This is a genomic window from Streptomyces sp. NPDC096046 (assembly GCF_040303285.1).
Classification (GTDB): domain Bacteria; phylum Actinomycetota; class Actinomycetes; order Streptomycetales; family Streptomycetaceae; genus Streptomyces.
Genome location: NZ_JBEOSZ010000043.1, coordinates 1 through 16,750 on the forward strand (window position 1 = coordinate 1; position 16,750 = coordinate 16,750).

Consider the following 16,750-nt stretch of genomic DNA (forward strand, 5'->3'; position numbering starts at 1 on the left):
CGAGCCTCGCCGAGGCGGCGCGGACGGCCTCAGCGAAGGCGTTCGTGCTGTTGGACGGCACGCTCCTGCCGATCGACCGCATCGCCGCGGACCGGCCGTTCTACTCCGGCAAACACAAGAGGCACGGGATGAACGTGCAGGTCATCGCCGACCCCTTCGGCCGACTGCTGTGGGCCTCACCGGCCATGCCCGGCGCCGTCCATGACATCCGCGCGGCCCGCGAACACGGCATCGTCGAGGCCCTCACCGAGGCAGGCATCCCGTGCTGGGCCGACAAGGGATACCGAGGTGCCGGCGGCACGGTCCGCATCCCGTGCTGGGGACGGTGGGAGACCCTCTCCGCAGGCCAGCAGGCGGTGAACCGGTCGCACGCGAAGATCCGAGCCCTCGTCGAGCAGGCCGCCGCCACCCTCAAGTCCTGGCGACTCCTCCGCAAACTGCGGTGCTCAACCACCCGGATCACCAGCCTCGTCCAGGCCGTCCTCACCCTTCATCTGACCAGCTCAAAGTGAGGTTGGAAAAGGCTCAGTGGCTGCGGGCGGCCCGCTCCGGCGAGGGGGCGGAGCGGACGACGGCCCTGCGCTATGCCGGCGGCGTGCTGGCGTGCCAGGTCGGCTGGCTGGGGCTGCTGCTCCTGCCCGAGGGGGCGCGGCCCTGGTGGTTCCTGGTGATGGCGCTGCTGGAGATGTGCGTCCCGCCCTTCGCGGAGCGGGGCTACACGACGCCCTGGCATCCCCGCCACATCGCGGAGCGGTACGGGCTGTTCACCATCATCGTGCTCGGCGAGACGATCGCCGCGGCCACGGTCGCGGTGAAGTCCGGCATCGACGAGAACGACGCGCTGGGCGAGCTCCTCCCCATCGCGGCGGGCGGGCTGCTGGTCGTCTTCGCCGCATGGTGGATCTACTTCGCGGTGCCCGTCCACGGCCATCTGCGCACCAGCCGGCAGGCGTTCCTGTGGGGCTACGGCCATTACCTGGTGTTCGCCTCGGCGGCGGCGATCGGGGCCGGGCTGGAGGTGGCGGTGGAGCAGACCGTCGGCACGGCGCACATCTCCACACTGGCGGCGTCGGCGGCCATGACCCTGCCGGCGGCCCTGTATCTGCTCACGGTGTGGGTCCTGCACTCGCGCCACTTCAAGCGGGGCATCACCCAGCAGCTGGTGCTGCCGACGACGGCGTTGCTGGTGATCTGCTGCACGTTCCTGGGCCACTGGGCGGTGTTCGCGGCGGGCGTGGTCTGCGCGCTGTCGGTGGTGGCCGGGGAGACCCTGGCCACCCGCCCGGCCGTCCGGGGCGGCGGACCGGCGACGTGGACCGGGTGAGGGCACCCGCGGCACCGCCCCACCCCGGAGGTCAGTCGGCTGACGCGGCACCGACCGGCTCGCCGGGGCCGGCGGCTGGACGACACTGTGGGGCATGACAGTTGACGCACTGACGGATGTCGCCGGCCTGCGGGTGGGGCATGCGACACGCACCGGCGACGGTTGGCTCACCGGCACCACGGTCGTGCTCGCCCCGGAGGGCGGAGCCGTGGCCGCCGTGGACGTGCGGGGCGGCGGACCCGGCACCAAGGAGACGGACGCGCTGGATCCACGCAACGTGGTGCGGAAGGTGGAGGCGGTCGTGCTGACCGGCGGCAGCGCGTACGGGCTCGACGCGGCGTCGGGGGTGATGGCCTGGCTGGAGGAACGGGGGCGCGGGATCCGGGTCGGGTCCGACCCGGCACATGTCGTGCCGGTGGTGCCCGCAGCCTGCGTCTTCGACCTGGGGCGGGGCGGTGACTTCCGGGCCCGGCCGGACGCGGCGACCGGCCGTGCCGCGGTCGAGGCGGCCGCGGCGAGTGAGCTCGGCGCACCCGTGGCGCAGGGGTGCGTGGGCGCGGGCACGGGAGCGGTGACCGGGGTGATGAAGGGCGGCATCGGCAGCGCGAGCACGGTGCTCGACTCCGGGATCACGGTGGCCGCGCTGGTGGTGGCCAATGCGGCGGGGTCGACGGTGGATCCGGAAACGGGGGTGCTGTACGGGGAGTTGTTCCATGGGCGGGTGGAGTATCCGGAGGCGGAGGTCCACGCCGCCGCGCGGCGGCGTCTCGCGGAGACGGCCGCGCGGAGCGCGCCGCCCCCGCTCAACACCACCCTGGGGGTGGTAGCCACGGACGCCGGCCTGACGAAGGCGCAGGCACAGAAGCTGGCCGGCACGGCGCATGACGGCATCGCCCGGGCGGTGCGTCCGGTGCACCTGCTCAACGACGGTGACACGGTGTTCGCGCTGGCGACGGGGGACCGCGCACTGGACGCCGCGAACCCGCTCGCCCTGAACGAGATCCTCGCGGCGGGCGCGGACATGGTGACACGCGCGATCGTGCGGGCCGTACGGGCCGCGGAGCCGGTCGACGGCCCGGGCGGGGCGTGGCCGTCGTACGGGGAGTTGTACGGGGGCCGCTGAGCCAGGCCCTCGGCGCTCAGCGGATCCACAGCAGCCGCCCCGTCCCCCGGGCACTCAGTGGAGCCACAGCCGCCCCGGGATTTGTCGCGGTTCTGTCACGTGACGGCCTTCATGAGGAACGGACGGAACCCGACCGGCTCCCCGGCACCTCTTGCCTCACGTACTGGAGCGGATCACGCGACATCACACGAACTGGGAGCAGCCCGTGACAACGCCGAACATTTCAGCGCGGCGCACGCTGGGGGCCTGTGCCGCCCTGGTGGTCGGCGCCCTGACGCTCACCGCCTGCGGTGGCAGCGCCAACGCCAAGGACGACGAGAAGAACGGCAAGGGCGGCACCAAGACGTCCGTCGCGAAGATCGCCATCTCGGCGAAGGACGGCTCGACCGGAGCGTCCATCAACAGCACCGGCGTGAAGGTCAGCGACGGGAAGCTGACCGACGTGAAGATGACGGTCGCGGGCACCGACCAGACGGTCGCGGGCTCCGTCTCCGCCGACGGCAAGGTGTGGAAGCCGAAGGAACAGCTGGAGCGCGGGACGAAGTACCAGATATCGGCGACCGCCAAGGACGCGGACGGCAAGACCGCCGCGGCCAACTCCATCTTCACGACGGTGACGACGTCGAACAGCTTCATCGGGACGTACACGCCGGACAACGGCACGACGGTCGGTGTGGGCATGCCGGTGTCGTTCACCTTCGACAAGGCCATCACCGAACGCAAGGACGTGCAGTCGCACATCACGGTGACGTCCAGCAGCGGGCAGAAGGTCGTCGGGCACTGGTTCAACGGGCAGCGGCTGGACTTCCGGCCGCAGGAGTACTGGAAGCCCGGCTCCAAGGTCACGATGAAGATCGACCTGGACGGCGTCGAGGGCGCGAACGGCGTCTTCGGCGTGCAGAAGAAGACGGTCACCTTCACCGTCGGGCGTTCGCAGGTCTCCACGGTCGACGTGAACACACAGACCATGACGGTCGTGCGGGACGGCAAGACCCTCAAGTCGGTCCCGATCTCCGCCGGCGACGCGCAGCACACCACGTACAACGGGCAGATGGTGATCTCCGAGAAGTTCGTCCAGACCCGGATGAACAGCCGAACGGTGGGGCTGGGCGGTGAGTACGACATCCCGGACGTGCCGCACGCGATGCGTCTGACGACGTCCGGCACGTTCCTCCACGGCAACTACTGGTACAACAAGGGAAATCCGCCGTTCGGCCGCCAGGGCACCAGCCACGGCTGCGTGGGTCTCGCGGACGTCCGGGGCGCCGGGGGCGACACGCCCGCCAAGTGGTTCTACGACAACTCCCTGATCGGGGACGTGGTGATCGTGAAGAACTCCCCCGACAAGACGGTGGCGCCGGACAACGGGCTCAACGGATGGAACATGGCATGGAGCCAGTGGGTCGCGGGCAGCGCGTCCTGACTGACCGTAAGACCATCTGAAAGATCGTCCCATCTGGGGTTTTTGACGCACCGGCCGGGCCGCGCGGGAACTTTTCGCGCGGTCCGCGCGTTTTCCCGGACGTACGTTTTCTCGGTTCCCGGACATGATGTCCGACCGAGGGGCTACGGTATGCACTCACAAGGTGACATGCAGCAACGCCGGGAGAAACCTTGAGCGTTCCGTACGAGACGGCAGCGTACGAACCCCACGACTCGCCCGAGTCTCCGGAGGAGCACCTCGCGCGACTCCTCGGCCGCGCCCTGAACTCCTTCGAGCTACCGGACGAGACGATAAGGCGGCTGGACTGTGCGCTGGCGCACGACGGTTCGCTGCACTCCGCGCACCACAGCGCGGGCCTGCACCGGGAGACCTACCGGCACACGTGGCTGCTGGCCGACGGTTCGGCACTCACCCTCTGGGAGCTCGTCCACAACCCCGCGCCGGGCAGCGAACCGCAGCACGAGGTGTACGTCGACGAGGAGGAGCTGCGCGCCGCCACCATGCGGCTGCCGCTGCCGCCGGACACCCCGGACTTCGAACTGCCGGTGACGGTGCAGCTGTCCCCGGCCCCCACGCCCCGGCACGCCTACGCCGGGGAGGACTCGGCGGACCACGCGCGCAGGTTACTGCGCCGGGCGGAGAACGCGGACCGGCCGGGCGCGGACACGGCGGCCCGGCTGGCCACGGCGTCGGGGTACCAGATCACCCAGGCGTTCGGCCGACCGTGCCGCGCGGGCCGGGCGGGGCTGGGCTTCTCGCTCTACGAGCACGCGTTCTTGCTGCGCGACGGCGAGGAGGTCTCCCTCTGGGAGGTCGAGCACACGGCGACGCCGGACGGGCGGCACATGTGCGAGGTGTACACCAGCGAGGACGCGGCGCGCGAGGCGATGGAGCGGCGAGCGGCGCAGCTGTCCTGAGCCAGGGCCTGACGCTGGGTTCATCCCGGCGTCGCGGGGGTCTGCCGCACGGCGCCGTACCGCACGCCGGCCTGATCCAGACGCTAGACCTAGAGTTTGTCGCCGAGTTGGCGTATCAGCTCGGCGAAGGCGGCTCTCTCCTCCGTGGTCAGTTCCACGGACTCCGACCGGGAGCCCGCCTGCCGCTGTTGCGGGAGGGCGGGGAGCGGGTGACCTTCGGGCCACCGGGAGACGTGCTCGGGCATGCGCCCCAGTAGACACCACGGCCCGGGACTTCGGTCCCGGGCCGTGACTTTCGTGATCTATCTCGCAGGTGGCATGAACCGTTCACACACCCCGAAAGGGGGCGAACCTCCACCGCTTCACCGCTTCACCGCTTCACCGTTTCAGCGCTTCACGCCGCGACGGGCTGCTTGCTCTCCGCCGTGCGGACCGCGCCGTCCTCACCGGAGGCCGGTGCGGCGCCCGGGGCCGGCTTGCGCAGACCCTTCAGGACGACGACGAGGGTCGTCGTGACGCAGACGCCCGCGGCGATGGCGACCAGGTAGAGGAACGCGTTGCCGATCAGCGGGACCACGAAGATGCCGCCGTGCGGGGCGCGCAGCGTGGCGCCGAAGGCCATCGACAGGGCACCGGTGACCGCACCGCCCGCCATGGAGGCCGGGATGACGCGCAGCGGGTCGGCCGCGGCGAAGGGGATCGCGCCCTCGGAGATGAAGGAGGCGCCGAGCACCCAGGCGGCCTTGCCGTTCTCGCGCTCGGTCCGGGTGAAGAGCTTGCCGCGCACGGTCGTCGCGAGGGCCATGGCCAGCGGCGGGACCATGCCGGCCGCCATCACCGCGGCCATGATCTTCATCGCCGAGTCGCTCGGGGCGGCGACCGCGATGCCGGCCGTGGCGAAGGTGTAGGCGACCTTGTTCACGGGGCCGCCGAGGTCGAAGCACATCATCAGGCCGAGGAGGGTGCCGAGCAGGATCGCGTTGCTGCCGGACAGGCCGTTCAGCCAGTCGGTCATGCCCTTCTGCGCCTCGGCGATGGGCTTGCCGATGACGACGAACATCAGGAACCCGACGATCACCGAGGAGATCAGCGGGATCACCACCACCGGCATGATGCCGCGCAGCGCCGCCGGGATGTTCACCTTCTGGATCGCCATCACCACGCCACCGGCGATCAGACCGGCCGCGAGACCGCCGAGGAACCCGGCGTTGATGGTCAGGGCGATCGAGCCACCGACGAAGCCGGGGACGAGACCGGGCCGGTCGGCCATGCCGTAGGCGATGTAGCCCGCCAGGACCGGGACGAGGAAGCCGAAGGCGACGCCGCCGATCTGGAAGAGCAGCGCGGCCCAGCTGTCGGCCTGGGTCCACAGGAAGTGGTCCATCACCGAGGGCGCCTTGTTGATCTCGTAGCCGCCGATCGCGAAGCCGAGGGCGATCAGCAGACCGCCCGCCGCGACGAACGGCACCATGTAACTGACGCCGGACATCAGCCACTTGCGCAGCTTGGTGCCGTAGCCCTCGCCGGAGTCGCCGGAGCGCTCCACCGGAGTGGCCGGGGCGGATCCGGAGGTGACCTCACCGCGGGCGGCCTTCTCACGGACCTCGGCGATGAGTTCGGCGGCGCGGTTGATGCCCGCCTTCACGCCGACGTCGACGGTGGGCTTGCCGGCGAACCGCTCCTTCTCCCGTACGGGCACGTCGTGGGCGAAGATCACGGCGTCCGCCGCCGCGATGACCTGCGGGTCGAGCCGGGTGAAACCGGCCGAGCCCTGCGGCTCGACGGTGAGTTCGACGCCCGCCTCCCGGCCGGCGTTCTCCAGCGACTCGGCCGCCATGTAGGTGTGGGCGATGCCGGTGGGGCAGGAGGTGACGGCGACGATGCGGAACGGGCGCTCGGTGGACGGTTCTTCAGCGGTGGTGTCGTCGGTGACCGTGGCGGCGGCGGGAGAGGCCGCTCCCGCCGACGCCACGGCGTCTGTGGAACCCGCCGGTGCGGGTGCGTCCGGCTCGTCGCCGCGGATCAGGGCCGCCGCGGCCGGCGCGTCGCTCACCGCGCGCAGGGCGTCGGTGAACTCGCTGTTCATCAACTGCCGGGCCAGCGACGACAGGATCGTCAGATGGGCGTCGTCGGCGCCGGCCGGCGCGGCGATCAGGAAGATCAGGTCGGCGGGGCCGTCCGGGGCGCCGAAGTCGATGCCGTCGGCGCTGCGCCCGAAGGCGAGCGTCGGTTCGGTGACGTGCGCGCTGCGGCAGTGCGGGATGCCGATGCCGCCGTCGAGGCCGGTCGGCATCTGGGCCTCACGGGCGGCCACGTCGGCGAGGAAGCCGTCCAGGTCGGTCACCCGGCCCAGGGCCACCATGCGCTCGGCGAGGGCACGGGCCGCCGCTTCCTTGGTGTCGGCCGAGAGGTCGAGATCGACCAGGTCCGCCGTGATCATGTCGCTCATCGCGGGCTCCTTAGCACGCGTATCGCCCGGTGGGAGGGGTGGGCGGGGAGGGGGACGGGGATGCGGTGGGGGGTGGCGGAGAGGAAGGAGGGGGGTAAGGGGGAGGCCCGCCGCTCGCGCGTAGGTCCATGCTGCTCGCCGTACGTCATGTGACCGGCTCCTTCAGCACTCGGTCCGCCGGGACCTCGCCCGTGACCGTCACCGCCGCCGGGTCCAGGTCGCGCGGGGTCGGCATCACACTGCCGGGCAGCTGGACGGCGGCCGCACCGTGCGCGATCGCGGAGGCGAGGGCTTCGGGGCCGTTGCCGCCGGCGATCAGAAAACCGGCGAGGGAGGAGTCGCCGGCGCCCACGTTGCTGCGGACGACGGCGACGCGCGCGCTGCCGAACCAGGCACCCTCGTCGGAGACGAGCAGCTGCCCGTCGGCGCCGAGACTCGCCAGGACGGCCCGGGCGCCCATCTCGCGCAGTTCCTCGGCGGCCTTCACGACGTCGCCGACGGTGGCGAGGGGGCGGCCGACGGCTTCGGAGAGCTCCTCGGCGTTCGGCTTGACCACGTCCGGCCGCTCGCGCAGGGCCGCGAGCAGCGCGGGCCCGGATGTGTCCAGGGCGATCCGGGTCCCGGCGGCGTGCGCGCGGGCGACCAGCTCGGCGTACCAGGAGGGGGCGAGTCCGCGCGGCAGGCTGCCGCAGCAGGCGATCCAGGAGGCCTCGCGGGACTGCTGCCGCACGGTCTCCAGGAGTAGTTCCCGCTCGGCGTCGGACAGTTCGGGACCGGGCGCGTTGATCTTCGTCAGGATGCCGTCGGACTCGGCGAGGGCGATGTTGGAGCGGGTCGCCCCGGCGACCGGGACGGGCGCGACCTCGATGCCCTGCTGGTCGAGCAGCTCGGCGACGAGGGCACCGGGGGCGCCGCCCAGGGGCAGGACCGCCACCGTGCGCTGTCCCGCGGCGGCCACGGCGCGCGAGACGTTCACGCCCTTGCCGCCCGGGTCCATCCGCTCGCCGGTGGCGCGGATGACCTCGCCGCGGTCGAGGGACGGCACCTCGTAGGTCCGGTCCAGGGACGGGTTGGGGGTGACGGTGAGGATCATGCGCGCACTACTTCCGTGCCGCCGCGCTCGATCGCGACGGCGTCTTCAGGGCTCAGCCCGCTGTCGGTGATCAGCAGGTCCACATCGCTCAGGTCGCCGAAGCGGGCGAAGTGCTCCTGGCCGTGCTTGGAGGAGTCGGCGAGCAGCACCACGCGGCGGGCGGCGGCCACGGCCGCGCGCTTGACCGCGGCCTCGGCGAGGTCGGGGGTGGTCAGACCGTGCTCGACGGAGAAGCCGTTGGCGGCCACGAACAGCACGTCGGCGCGGATCTCGCCGTACGCCCGCAGCGCCCAGGCGTCCACGGCGGCGCGCGTCCGGTGCCGTACGCGCCCCCCGATGAGGTGCAACTGCATGCCGGGGTGGTCGGCGAGGCGGGCCGCGATGGGGAGGCTGTGCGTGACGACGGTGAGGGAGGCCTCCAGCGGGAGGGCGGCGGCCATCCGGGCCACCGTCGTCCCGGCGTCGAGGATCACCGTGCCCTCGACGGGCAGTTCCGCGAGGGCCGCCTTGGCGATGCTGTCCTTCTCGTCTGCGGCGGTCGTCTCGCGCTCGGAGAGGTCCGGCTCGAAGTCGAGCCGCCCGGCCGGGATGGCCCCGCCGTGCACCCGGCGGACCAGACCCGCGCGGTCGAGGGCCTTCAGATCCCGGCGGATCGTCTCCGCCGTCACCTGGAACTCCTCGGCCAGCGACACGACATCCACTCGGCCGCCGTCGCGGGCGAGCCGGAGGATCTCCTGCTGCCGCTCCGGTGCGTACATGTCCGTTCGCCTCCGCCTCATGCCCGAACGTGTGGTTTCAGCGGCACGCTACGCCGAGATGTCCGAGAAGTAAACAGCTTCGGACCCAATCGGGCATGATCGGAAAAGCGCACGGATCCGGAACCGTCGTGCCGGGCCCGATCGAAGACGCGGGCGGGCCGGGGACCGTAGTGACCGGGCCGACTGAAAACGCGGACGGCCGGCACCGTAGCGACAGGCCGATCGAACGTCCGGCACCGTAGCGCCAGGCCGACCGGAAACGCGGACGGCCCGGCACCGTAGCGACAGGCCGACCGAAAACACGGACGGCCGGCACCGTAGCGACAGGCCGACCGAACGTCCGGCACCGTAGCGACAGGCCGACCGAACGGCCGGCACCGTGGTACCGGGCCCGTCCCCGCGACCGCCGCTCTCAGGAGACCAGCACCCGCTCCTTCTCCTCCACCGGCGCCCGCTCGCCCTCCACATGCTGCGCGGGCCGCTTCGGCAGCGCGAACATCAGCAGGAAGATGGCGCCCATCACCGCGGCCACCCATCCCAGCGCGTTCTGGAAGGCGTCCACGAAGGCCGGACCGATCTGCTCCGGCCGCAGGCGGTCGGAGATCGTGCCGAAGAACACCACGGACACCAGTCCGAGACCGAGCGCGTTGCCCATCTGCTGCACGGTGTTGATCAGGCCGGACGCCGAACCGGCGTGCTCGCGCGGCACCTCCGAGAGGATCGCGTCGGTCAGCGGCGCGACGATCAGCCCCATGCCCACGCCCATGACGACGAGCGGGAGGGCCATCTGCCAGGGCTCTATGGCGAGGCCGTAGTGCCCCGACTCCCAGATGTAGAGCAGCACCCCGGCCGCCATCACCAGCGCGCCCGCCTGGAGCACTTTGCGCCCGAAGCGCGGGACCAGCATCTGCACCGACATCCCGGCGGCCGCGGACACGGCGATCGAGAACGGGACCCCGGTCAGCCCGGCCTTCAGCGGGCTCCAGTCCAGCCCCGTCTGCATGTACAGCGTCCACACCAGGAAGAACACACCGAGCCCGATCCCGAAGACCGTCTGCACAGCGATCCCGGCCGCGAAGCTCTTGACCCGGAACAGCGACAGCTCCACCAGCGGGGAGCCGTCCCGCGCGGTCTTGCGCCTCTCGTACGCCACCAGCGCCGCGAGGACGACGAGCGAGCCGGCCATCGAGACGTACCCCCACACCGGCCAGCCCAGCTCACGGCCTCGGGTCAGCGGGTAGATCAGCGTCAGCAGGCCCAGCGTCACCAGCGCGACGCCCACCAGGTCCAGCTTCAGAGCACGCGGCGCCTTGGACTCGGTGATGAAGCGGCCGCCGAGGATCAGGCCGGCGACACCCACGGGCAGGTTGATCAGGAAGATCGACCGCCACCCCCAGCCGAACAGGTTCCACTCGGTCAGCAGCGCGCCGAGCAACGGACCGGACACGGCTCCGAGACCGACCACCGCGCCGAACAGCCCGAACACCTTGCCCCGCTCGTGCGCCGGGAAGGTCGCGTGCACGATCGACAGCACCTGCGGCACCATCAGCGCCGCCATGCCACCCTGCAGGAGGCGGGAGGCGACCAGCATCTCGGGGTTGACCGCGAGGCCGCACAGCGCGGAGGCGACCGTGAACCCGCCGATGCCGACGAGGAAGATCCGCTTGCGGCCGTGGATGTCGCCGAGTCGTCCGCCGGTGATCAGACCGGCGGCGAAGGCGAGGGCGTAACCGGCGGTGATCCACTGGATCTGGCTGAAGGAGGCGCCCGCCTCCCGCTGGATGGACGGGATGGCGATGTTGACGATCGTCACGTCGACGAGGTCCATGAAAGCCGCGGTCATCACGATCGCGAGGGCGAACCAACGTCGGCGGTCGGTCCCGCCGCCCGCCGTGCCCGGGGTGGTGTCGGTGGAGTTCATGCTTCGACGTTAGAGCCCCACTAGGACGGGTCATGACCTACTGGTGCGGCATCCTCATGCGTATGACGACGGACACTCCGGCTCGGCTGCTGACGCTCCTCTCCCTTCTCCAGACGCCCCGCGAATGGCCCGGCGGGGAACTCTCCGAGCGGCTCGGGGTCTCCCGCCGCACGGTCCGGCGGGACATCGACCGGCTGCGCGAGCTGGGCTACCCCGTGCAGGCGACCAAGGGCTCCGACGGCGGCTACCGGCTGGTCGCCGGGAAGGCCATGCCCCCTCTCGTGCTCGACGACGAGGAGGCCGTGGCCATCGCGGTCGGGCTGCGCGCCGGAGCCGGGCACGCCGTGGAGGGCCTCGACGAGGCCTCGGTGCGGGCCCTGGCCAAGCTGGAGCAGGTCCTGCCGGGCCGGCTGCGCCACCGCGTGACCACCCTGCAGGCCGCGACCACCCCACTGACCAGCGGCGACGGGCCGAGCATCGCCCCCGAAACCCTGACCGTCATGGCTTCGACGGTCGCCGGACACGAGCGGCTGCGGTTCGCCTACCGGGCGGCGGACGGCACCGAGTCGCGGCGGCTGACGGAGCCGTACCGGCTGGTGTCGACGGGGCGCCGCTGGTACCTGGTGGCGTACGACATCGACCGCGACGACTGGCGCACGTTCCGCGTCGACCGGGTCAGCGAGCCCTTCGCCACCGGGGCCCGGTTCGTGCCCCGCGAGCTGCCGACGGGGAACGCGGCGGAGTACCTCCGGCAGTCCATGCAACGGCAACAGCAGACCTACGACTTCGAGGTCACGTTCGCCGCACCGGCCGCTTTCGTCGCCGCCCGGGTGCCCGCGTGGCTGGGCACGCCCGAACCGCTGGACGAGCACAGTTGCCGGCTGCGCGGGTCGATCGGCGACGCCGTGCAGTGGGTGGCGTTCCGGCTGGCGATGCTGGAGTGCGACTTCGTGGTGCACGAGCCGGAGGAACTGCTGGCGGCCGTACGAGAGTTGGGGGCGCGGTTGAGCCGGGCGGCCGGCGGCCGGGACACGGAGGGGGCGTGAGCCCTCGCGGCCACGGACACCGGAGGTCCATGCCACTCAGGTCTACGACCCTCGCAGGTCACCCCCGCCGGAGGACTCGGCCCTCGCAAGTCACCCCCGCCGGAGGACTCGGCCCTCGAAGGTCACGCCCTCGGGAGGTCACGCACCCACGGGAAGTCCCGTAGCGCCGCAAGATTCCGCAGGGCGAGTTCCGCCGGACCGTCCGGGCCCTCGACGGGTCCGTCCCCCTCGGCCCAGGCCTCCAGGGCCGTCCGCACGGCGGCACTGGCCACGGCGGCCGCGAAGCGCGCCCGGGGACCCTCGGCAACGTTGTCGGAACCGTCCGGCCCTGCGGTCGTTCCCGAGGCACCGGCACGTGTCACCACCTCCGTCAGCGCCTCCCCCAGCAGCCGCTCCGACGTCTGGCACACCTCCGCCCACACCCTGCGCAGGGACGGGTTCACCTCCGCCAGGCGCAGCAGCGTGCGGACCCACTCCCAGGAGGACGCCGAGACGCCGAGGCCCGGGGTGAGGGTGTGGCGGACCCCCTGCTCCAGGGCGCACAGCACGCCGGTGCCGGCGGGAGCGGCGCGCACCGCCTCCACCCAGCGCAGGGCGCCGGCGGCGTAGAGGGGGGCGACGGCCTCCTCCTTGGTCGCGAAGTACCGATAGAAGGTGCGCGGGGCGATGCCGGCGGCCTGGGCGATGTCCTCAGCGCGGGTGGCGCGCAGGCCGTGCCGTACGAAGAGGCCGGCCGCAGCCCGGGCGATCTCCATACGCGTCTCGGCCTTGCGCCGCTCGGTCAGTGAGGACGGAGGCGGGTTCGGGGTGGTGCTGCTCACGCCCGGCAGGTTATGCCCATGTGACACAATCTGCCATCTGGCGGGCCACCCCGTGGTTCAGGTACGGGGTGGCCCGCCCTCCAGCAGCCCATCCCCACACTCCGCCGGGCCACCACACCGGCCACCGCACCGGAGCGCTGCGAGCGGCCGGGGGCGACGGCCGGAGACGGCGGCCAGAGGCAACGGCCGGAGACGGCAGCCGGACAGAATGAAAGCCGGGCTCCGGCATCCGGGGGGAAGGACGCCGAAGCCCGGCCTCGGGAAAGTCCCGGCGCCGGGGGGAGTGCGACGGGACTTGGCTGTCGGGGGCAGGGGGTGTGCCCCGGACTCGGGCTCGAACTGGTGGGCCCAGAAGTCTTGTTCCCTCAGTCCGCGAATTGAAGCGGCGTTACAACGCCATGTTTGCGCGGTCTTTCGCCACCCGGCGTACGCGGTGACCCCCGGGCGCACACGATCCGTCACCCACTGGCCGCGGGAACGGGTCGTTCGTACGCCCGGACGTTCACCGTGCCCTCCGTGCTCTCCGTGCTCTCCGTGCTCTCCGTGCTCTCCGTGCTCTCCGTGCTCTCCGTGCTCACCGGTCTCGCGCCGGCCCACGAACGGGCGGTCCGCGCCGCGCGGGCGGACGCGCGGGCGGACGCGCGGGCGGGGCCGGAGGACGGGGCGGGGATCACGCCGCCGCGTCGAACCCGGTGCTGCGGGCCAGCTTCTTCAGCTCCAGCAGCGCGTGCTTCTCGATCTGCCGGATGCGCTCGCGGGTCAGGCCGTGCTCCTTGCCGACCTCGGTCAGCGTGCGCTCCCGGCCGTCCTCGATGCCGTAGCGCATCTTGATGATCGACGCCGTGCGCTGGTCGAGCCGGCCGATCAGGTCGTCGAGCTCCTCACTGCGCAGCAGTGTCAGCACCGACTGCTCGGGCGACACCGCGGAGGTGTCCTCCAGGAGGTCGCCGAACTGCGTCTCGCCCTCGTCGTCCACCGACATGTTCAGCGAGACCGGGTCACGGGCCCAGTCGAGCACGTCGGTGACGCGCTCCGGCGTCGAGCCGAGCTCGGTCGCGATCTCGGCGGGCTCCGGGTCCCGGCCGTGCTCACGGTTGAACTCGCGCTGCACACGGCGGATCCGGCCGAGCTCCTCCACGAGGTGGACGGGCAGGCGGATCGTGCGGGACTGGTCCGCTATCGACCGCGTGATGGCCTGGCGGATCCACCACGTGGCGTACGTGGAGAACTTGAAGCCCTTGCGGTAGTCGAACTTTTCGACCGCGCGCACCAGGCCGGCGTTGCCCTCCTGGATCAGGTCCAGCAGCGGCAGACCGCTGCGGGGGTAGCGGCGAGCGACCGCGACGACCAGGCGCAGGTTGGAGCGGATGAAGACGTCCTTGGCCCGCTCGCTTGCGTCGACCAGGGCCCGCAGTTCCTCCGGCGAGGCCCCGGCCTTGTTCTCCTCCAGGCCGTCGAGGATCTGCTGTGCGAACACACCCGCTTCGATGATCTGCGACAGCTCGACCTCCTTGGCGGCGTCGAGCAGCGGTGTGCGCGCGATCTCGTCGAGGTACATGCCGACCAGGTCGCGGTCGGCGATCTCGCCGCCATGGGCGCGAACACTGCTTGCCGCGTCGGCCGTCTCGCCGGTGGCGGACTGACGACGGGCGACGGCACGGGTTGCCATGCGAGCTCCCTTGCGATGGTGAGGTCAGCGGGTGGTCCTTCGGACGCTGGACTCCGTCTTTCGAGACTCTCCGGACTCTCCTCGGGTGCCCTGCATCCGATGGAAACAACGACTGGAATCAGGACAGAATTCCCAACCCGGCCCCCGATTTTTCTGATCATGCAGTACCCTGTCCGGCCACGCAGGGAGGCGCGATGCTGTCGGAACGTACAGAGGTGCAGGTCAGGCCAGGAGTCGAGGACGACCTCGAAGCCCTCACGGTCCTCTACAACCACTTTGTACGTGAGACGGCGATCACATTCGATACCGCGATCTTCACTCCGGAGGAGCGCCGCCCTTGGCTGCTCTCCCACCCTGAAGACGGGCCGCACCGCCTGATGGTTGCCAGGGAGCCGGACACACAGCGGATTCTGGGTTACGCCACTTCCAGCCCTTTCCGAACGAAGCCCGCCTATGCCACCTCCGTGGAGACGACTGTGTACGTCGCCCCGGACGCCGGCCGGCGTGGCATCGGCACGCTCCTCTACACGACCCTCTTCGAGGCGCTGTCCGGCGAGGATCTGCACCGCGCGTACGCGGGCATCGCACTGCCGAACGAGGCGTCGGCCCGGCTGCACGAAGGCTTCGGCTTCCGGCACGTCGGCACGTACCGGGAGGTCGGACGCAAGTTCGGCCGCTACTGGGACGTGGCCTGGTACGAGAAGCCGCTGTAGGTGCCCGCACCACAACCGCGCAGTCCCACAGCCCCACAGCCCACCCCGCCTCAGCCGAACTGCACCGACCGCTTCGCCAGCCCCATCCAGAACCCGTCGATCACGGATTTCTGCGTGTCCAGCTCGCCGGCCGCGTCGGCCGCGCCCATGGTCACGAACAGCGGGGCGAAGTGCTCGGTGCGCGGGTGGGCCAGCCGCCCGGCGGGCGACGTGTGGGTGAAGTCGAGCAGGGCGTCCACGTCACGCGCCTCCAGCGCCCGCCGGCCCCAGTCGTCGAACTCGGCCGACCAGGCGGGGACGCCGCCCTGCCGGAGCGCGGCCAGGTTGTGGGTGAAGAAGCCGGAGCCGACGATGAGCACGCCCTCGTCCCGCAGAGGGGCGAGCTTGCGGCCGATCTCCAGCAGCCGGACCGGGTCGAGCGTCGGCATGGACACCTGAAGGACCGGGAGGTCGGCCTCCGGGTACATCTCGACGAGCGGGACGTAGGCGCCGTGGTCGAGGCCGCGGTCGGGGACGTCCTGGACGGGCATGCCGGGGGCGCGCAGCAGCTTGCGTACGGACTCGGCGAGCTCCGGCGCGCCGGGGGCGTCGTACGTCACCCGGTAGTAGTGCTCCGGGAAGCCCCAGAAGTCGTAGACGAGCGGGACGGTCCTGGTGGCGCCGAGGGCCAGCGGGGCCTCCTCCCAGTGGGCGGAGACGATCAGGACGGCCTTGGGGCGCGGCAGTCCGGCGGCCCAGGCGGCCAGTTCACCGGGCCAGACGGGGTCGTCCGCCAGGGGTGGCGCGCCGTGGCTGAGGTACAGAGCGGGCATGCGCTCCTGAGTGGCGGCGGACATGCTGCGGCTCCTTCCACAATGGTTCCCTGACAAACTGTACGGGCCATTTATTTAAAGTTCAAGAAGGGTCCACGTAGAGTGGAAGACATGAAGGCACCCGCATCCGCACCGACACCCGGCTCCGCCGCGGCGCCCCAGGAACCGCGCTGGCTCACCGACGAGGAGCAGCGCGTCTGGCGCTCGTTCATGGAGGGCGTCACCCTCCTCGACGACCACCTCGACCGTCAGCTGCAGCGCGACGCGGGCATGCCGCACGTCTACTACGGCCTTCTGGTCAAGCTCGCCGAGGCACCGCGGCGGCGGCTGCGGATGACCGAGCTCGCGATGCTGGCGAAGATCACCCGGTCCCGTCTCTCGCACGCCATCGCGCGCCTGGAGAAGAACGGCTGGGTGCGCCGCGAGGACTGCCCCGACGACAAGCGGGGCCAGTTCGCCGTCCTCACGGACGAGGGCCTCGACGTGCTGCGGCAGACCGCGCCGGGCCATGTGGAGGCCGTGCGCCAGGCGGTCTTCGACCGGCTCACCCCGGAACAGCAGAAGTCCCTCGGCGAGATCATGCGGATCGTCGCCGAGGGACTTCAGCCCGCCGAAGCGGGTGCGGACCTGCCCTGGCTCCGCTGACGCGGGAGCCGGGCA

15 protein-coding genes and 1 pseudogene are annotated in these 16,750 nt (G+C 71.4%); 8 read left to right on the forward strand and 8 right to left on the reverse strand.

Going from position 1 to position 16,750, the window contains the following annotated elements; all coding sequences use genetic code 11:
* From ABTX62_RS29030 to ABTX62_RS29050, 5 genes and pseudogenes are all read left to right on the forward strand, one after another.
* Positions 1–512: transposase family protein (locus ABTX62_RS29030; RefSeq protein WP_352118950.1), on the forward strand; the 512-nt coding region annotated here is incomplete at its 5' end.
* Between the two features lie 11 nt (positions 513–523).
* A pseudogene (locus tag ABTX62_RS29035) lies at positions 524–1,324 on the forward strand (low temperature requirement protein A); the annotation flags it as partial.
* Positions 1,325–1,418: 94 nt separating this feature from the next.
* Complete coding sequence (locus ABTX62_RS29040) at positions 1,419–2,447, forward strand: P1 family peptidase (RefSeq protein ID WP_352118951.1); 1,029 nt, start codon at positions 1,419–1,421, stop codon at positions 2,445–2,447.
* Between the two features lie 205 nt (positions 2,448–2,652).
* On the forward strand, positions 2,653–3,870 hold the full coding sequence (locus tag ABTX62_RS29045; protein ID WP_352118952.1) for a L,D-transpeptidase: 1,218 nt from the start codon (positions 2,653–2,655) through the stop codon (positions 3,868–3,870).
* Between the two features lie 191 nt (positions 3,871–4,061).
* The gene (locus ABTX62_RS29050; RefSeq protein WP_352118953.1) at positions 4,062–4,808 is read left to right on the forward strand and encodes a DUF6227 family protein; all 747 of its coding nucleotides are present in this window, start codon (positions 4,062–4,064) and stop codon (positions 4,806–4,808) included.
* A gap of 89 nt (positions 4,809–4,897) precedes the next feature.
* Here the strand turns inward: ABTX62_RS29050 and ABTX62_RS29055 are convergent, their stop codons facing one another.
* The 5 genes from ABTX62_RS29055 to ABTX62_RS29075 all read right to left on the reverse strand — a co-directional run bounded on the left by ABTX62_RS29055 (position 4,898) and on the right by ABTX62_RS29075 (position 11,029).
* Positions 4,898–5,053: a hypothetical protein gene (locus tag ABTX62_RS29055; RefSeq protein WP_352118954.1), complete on the reverse strand. Its 156-nt coding sequence runs from the start codon at positions 5,051–5,053 to the stop codon at positions 4,898–4,900.
* 149 nt (positions 5,054–5,202) lie between these two features.
* A complete protein-coding gene (locus ABTX62_RS29060; protein ID WP_352118955.1) occupies positions 5,203–7,257 on the reverse strand; it encodes a PTS fructose transporter subunit IIABC in 2,055 nt (684 codons plus the stop codon).
* A 145-nt stretch (positions 7,258–7,402) separates the two neighbouring features.
* A complete protein-coding gene (pfkB, locus tag ABTX62_RS29065; RefSeq protein WP_352118956.1) occupies positions 7,403–8,350 on the reverse strand; it encodes a 1-phosphofructokinase in 948 nt (315 codons plus the stop codon).
* The gene (locus ABTX62_RS29070; protein ID WP_352118957.1) at positions 8,347–9,108 is read right to left on the reverse strand and encodes a DeoR/GlpR family DNA-binding transcription regulator; all 762 of its coding nucleotides are present in this window, start codon (positions 9,106–9,108) and stop codon (positions 8,347–8,349) included. Before ABTX62_RS29070 ends, pfkB begins: the two co-directional genes overlap by 4 nt.
* 412 nt (positions 9,109–9,520) lie before the next feature.
* Complete coding sequence (locus tag ABTX62_RS29075) at positions 9,521–11,029, reverse strand: MFS transporter (RefSeq protein WP_352118958.1); 1,509 nt, start codon at positions 11,027–11,029, stop codon at positions 9,521–9,523.
* A gap of 62 nt (positions 11,030–11,091) precedes the next feature.
* Here ABTX62_RS29075 and ABTX62_RS29080 point away from each other — a divergent pair, with 62 nt between their 5' ends.
* The gene (locus tag ABTX62_RS29080) at positions 11,092–12,075 is read left to right on the forward strand and encodes a helix-turn-helix transcriptional regulator (protein ID WP_352118959.1); all 984 of its coding nucleotides are present in this window, start codon (positions 11,092–11,094) and stop codon (positions 12,073–12,075) included.
* 122 nt (positions 12,076–12,197) lie between these two features.
* On the opposite strand, the gene ABTX62_RS29085 is transcribed toward ABTX62_RS29080, so the two are convergent.
* Positions 12,198–12,896 (reverse strand): TetR/AcrR family transcriptional regulator, encoded by a 699-nt coding sequence (locus ABTX62_RS29085; protein WP_352118960.1) that lies wholly within the window; start codon positions 12,894–12,896, stop codon positions 12,198–12,200.
* Between the two features lie 670 nt (positions 12,897–13,566).
* Positions 13,567–14,565: a sigma-70 family RNA polymerase sigma factor gene (locus ABTX62_RS29090; protein WP_298564440.1), complete on the reverse strand. Its 999-nt coding sequence runs from the start codon at positions 14,563–14,565 to the stop codon at positions 13,567–13,569.
* Positions 14,566–14,759: 194 nt separating this feature from the next.
* Between ABTX62_RS29090 and ABTX62_RS29095 the strand changes: the two genes are divergently transcribed.
* Complete coding sequence (locus ABTX62_RS29095) at positions 14,760–15,278, forward strand: GNAT family N-acetyltransferase (RefSeq protein WP_352118961.1); 519 nt, start codon at positions 14,760–14,762, stop codon at positions 15,276–15,278.
* A gap of 50 nt (positions 15,279–15,328) precedes the next feature.
* On the opposite strand, the gene ABTX62_RS29100 is transcribed toward ABTX62_RS29095, so the two are convergent.
* The gene (locus tag ABTX62_RS29100; RefSeq protein WP_352118962.1) at positions 15,329–16,114 is read right to left on the reverse strand and encodes a dioxygenase family protein; all 786 of its coding nucleotides are present in this window, start codon (positions 16,112–16,114) and stop codon (positions 15,329–15,331) included.
* 87 nt (positions 16,115–16,201) lie between these two features.
* On the opposite strand from ABTX62_RS29100, the gene ABTX62_RS29105 reads away from it, so the two are divergent.
* Positions 16,202–16,735 (forward strand): MarR family winged helix-turn-helix transcriptional regulator, encoded by a 534-nt coding sequence (locus tag ABTX62_RS29105; protein ID WP_283973940.1) that lies wholly within the window; start codon positions 16,202–16,204, stop codon positions 16,733–16,735.
* Positions 16,736–16,750 lie beyond the last annotated feature (15 nt).

Bases quoted from the DNA above. Each gene is read 5' to 3' on its own strand.
- pfkB (WP_352118956.1), bottom strand. From the start codon at position 8,350: ATGATCCTCACCGTCACCCCCAACCCGTCCCTGGACCGGACCTACGAG.
- ABTX62_RS29100 (WP_352118962.1), bottom strand. From the start codon at position 16,114: ATGTCCGCCGCCACTCAGGAGCGCATGCCCGCTCTGTACCTCAGCCAC.
- ABTX62_RS29060 (WP_352118955.1), bottom strand. From the start codon at position 7,257: ATGAGCGACATGATCACGGCGGACCTGGTCGATCTCGACCTCTCGGCC.
- ABTX62_RS29090 (WP_298564440.1), bottom strand. From the start codon at position 14,565: ATGGCAACCCGTGCCGTCGCCCGTCGTCAGTCCGCCACCGGCGAGACG.
- ABTX62_RS29055 (WP_352118954.1), bottom strand. From the start codon at position 5,053: ATGCCCGAGCACGTCTCCCGGTGGCCCGAAGGTCACCCGCTCCCCGCC.
- ABTX62_RS29080 (WP_352118959.1), top strand. From the start codon at position 11,092: ATGACGACGGACACTCCGGCTCGGCTGCTGACGCTCCTCTCCCTTCTC.
- ABTX62_RS29095 (WP_352118961.1), top strand. From the start codon at position 14,760: ATGCTGTCGGAACGTACAGAGGTGCAGGTCAGGCCAGGAGTCGAGGAC.
- ABTX62_RS29040 (WP_352118951.1), top strand. From the start codon at position 1,419: ATGACAGTTGACGCACTGACGGATGTCGCCGGCCTGCGGGTGGGGCAT.
- ABTX62_RS29105 (WP_283973940.1), top strand. From the start codon at position 16,202: ATGAAGGCACCCGCATCCGCACCGACACCCGGCTCCGCCGCGGCGCCC.
- ABTX62_RS29075 (WP_352118958.1), bottom strand. From the start codon at position 11,029: ATGAACTCCACCGACACCACCCCGGGCACGGCGGGCGGCGGGACCGAC.
- ABTX62_RS29070 (WP_352118957.1), bottom strand. From the start codon at position 9,108: ATGTACGCACCGGAGCGGCAGCAGGAGATCCTCCGGCTCGCCCGCGAC.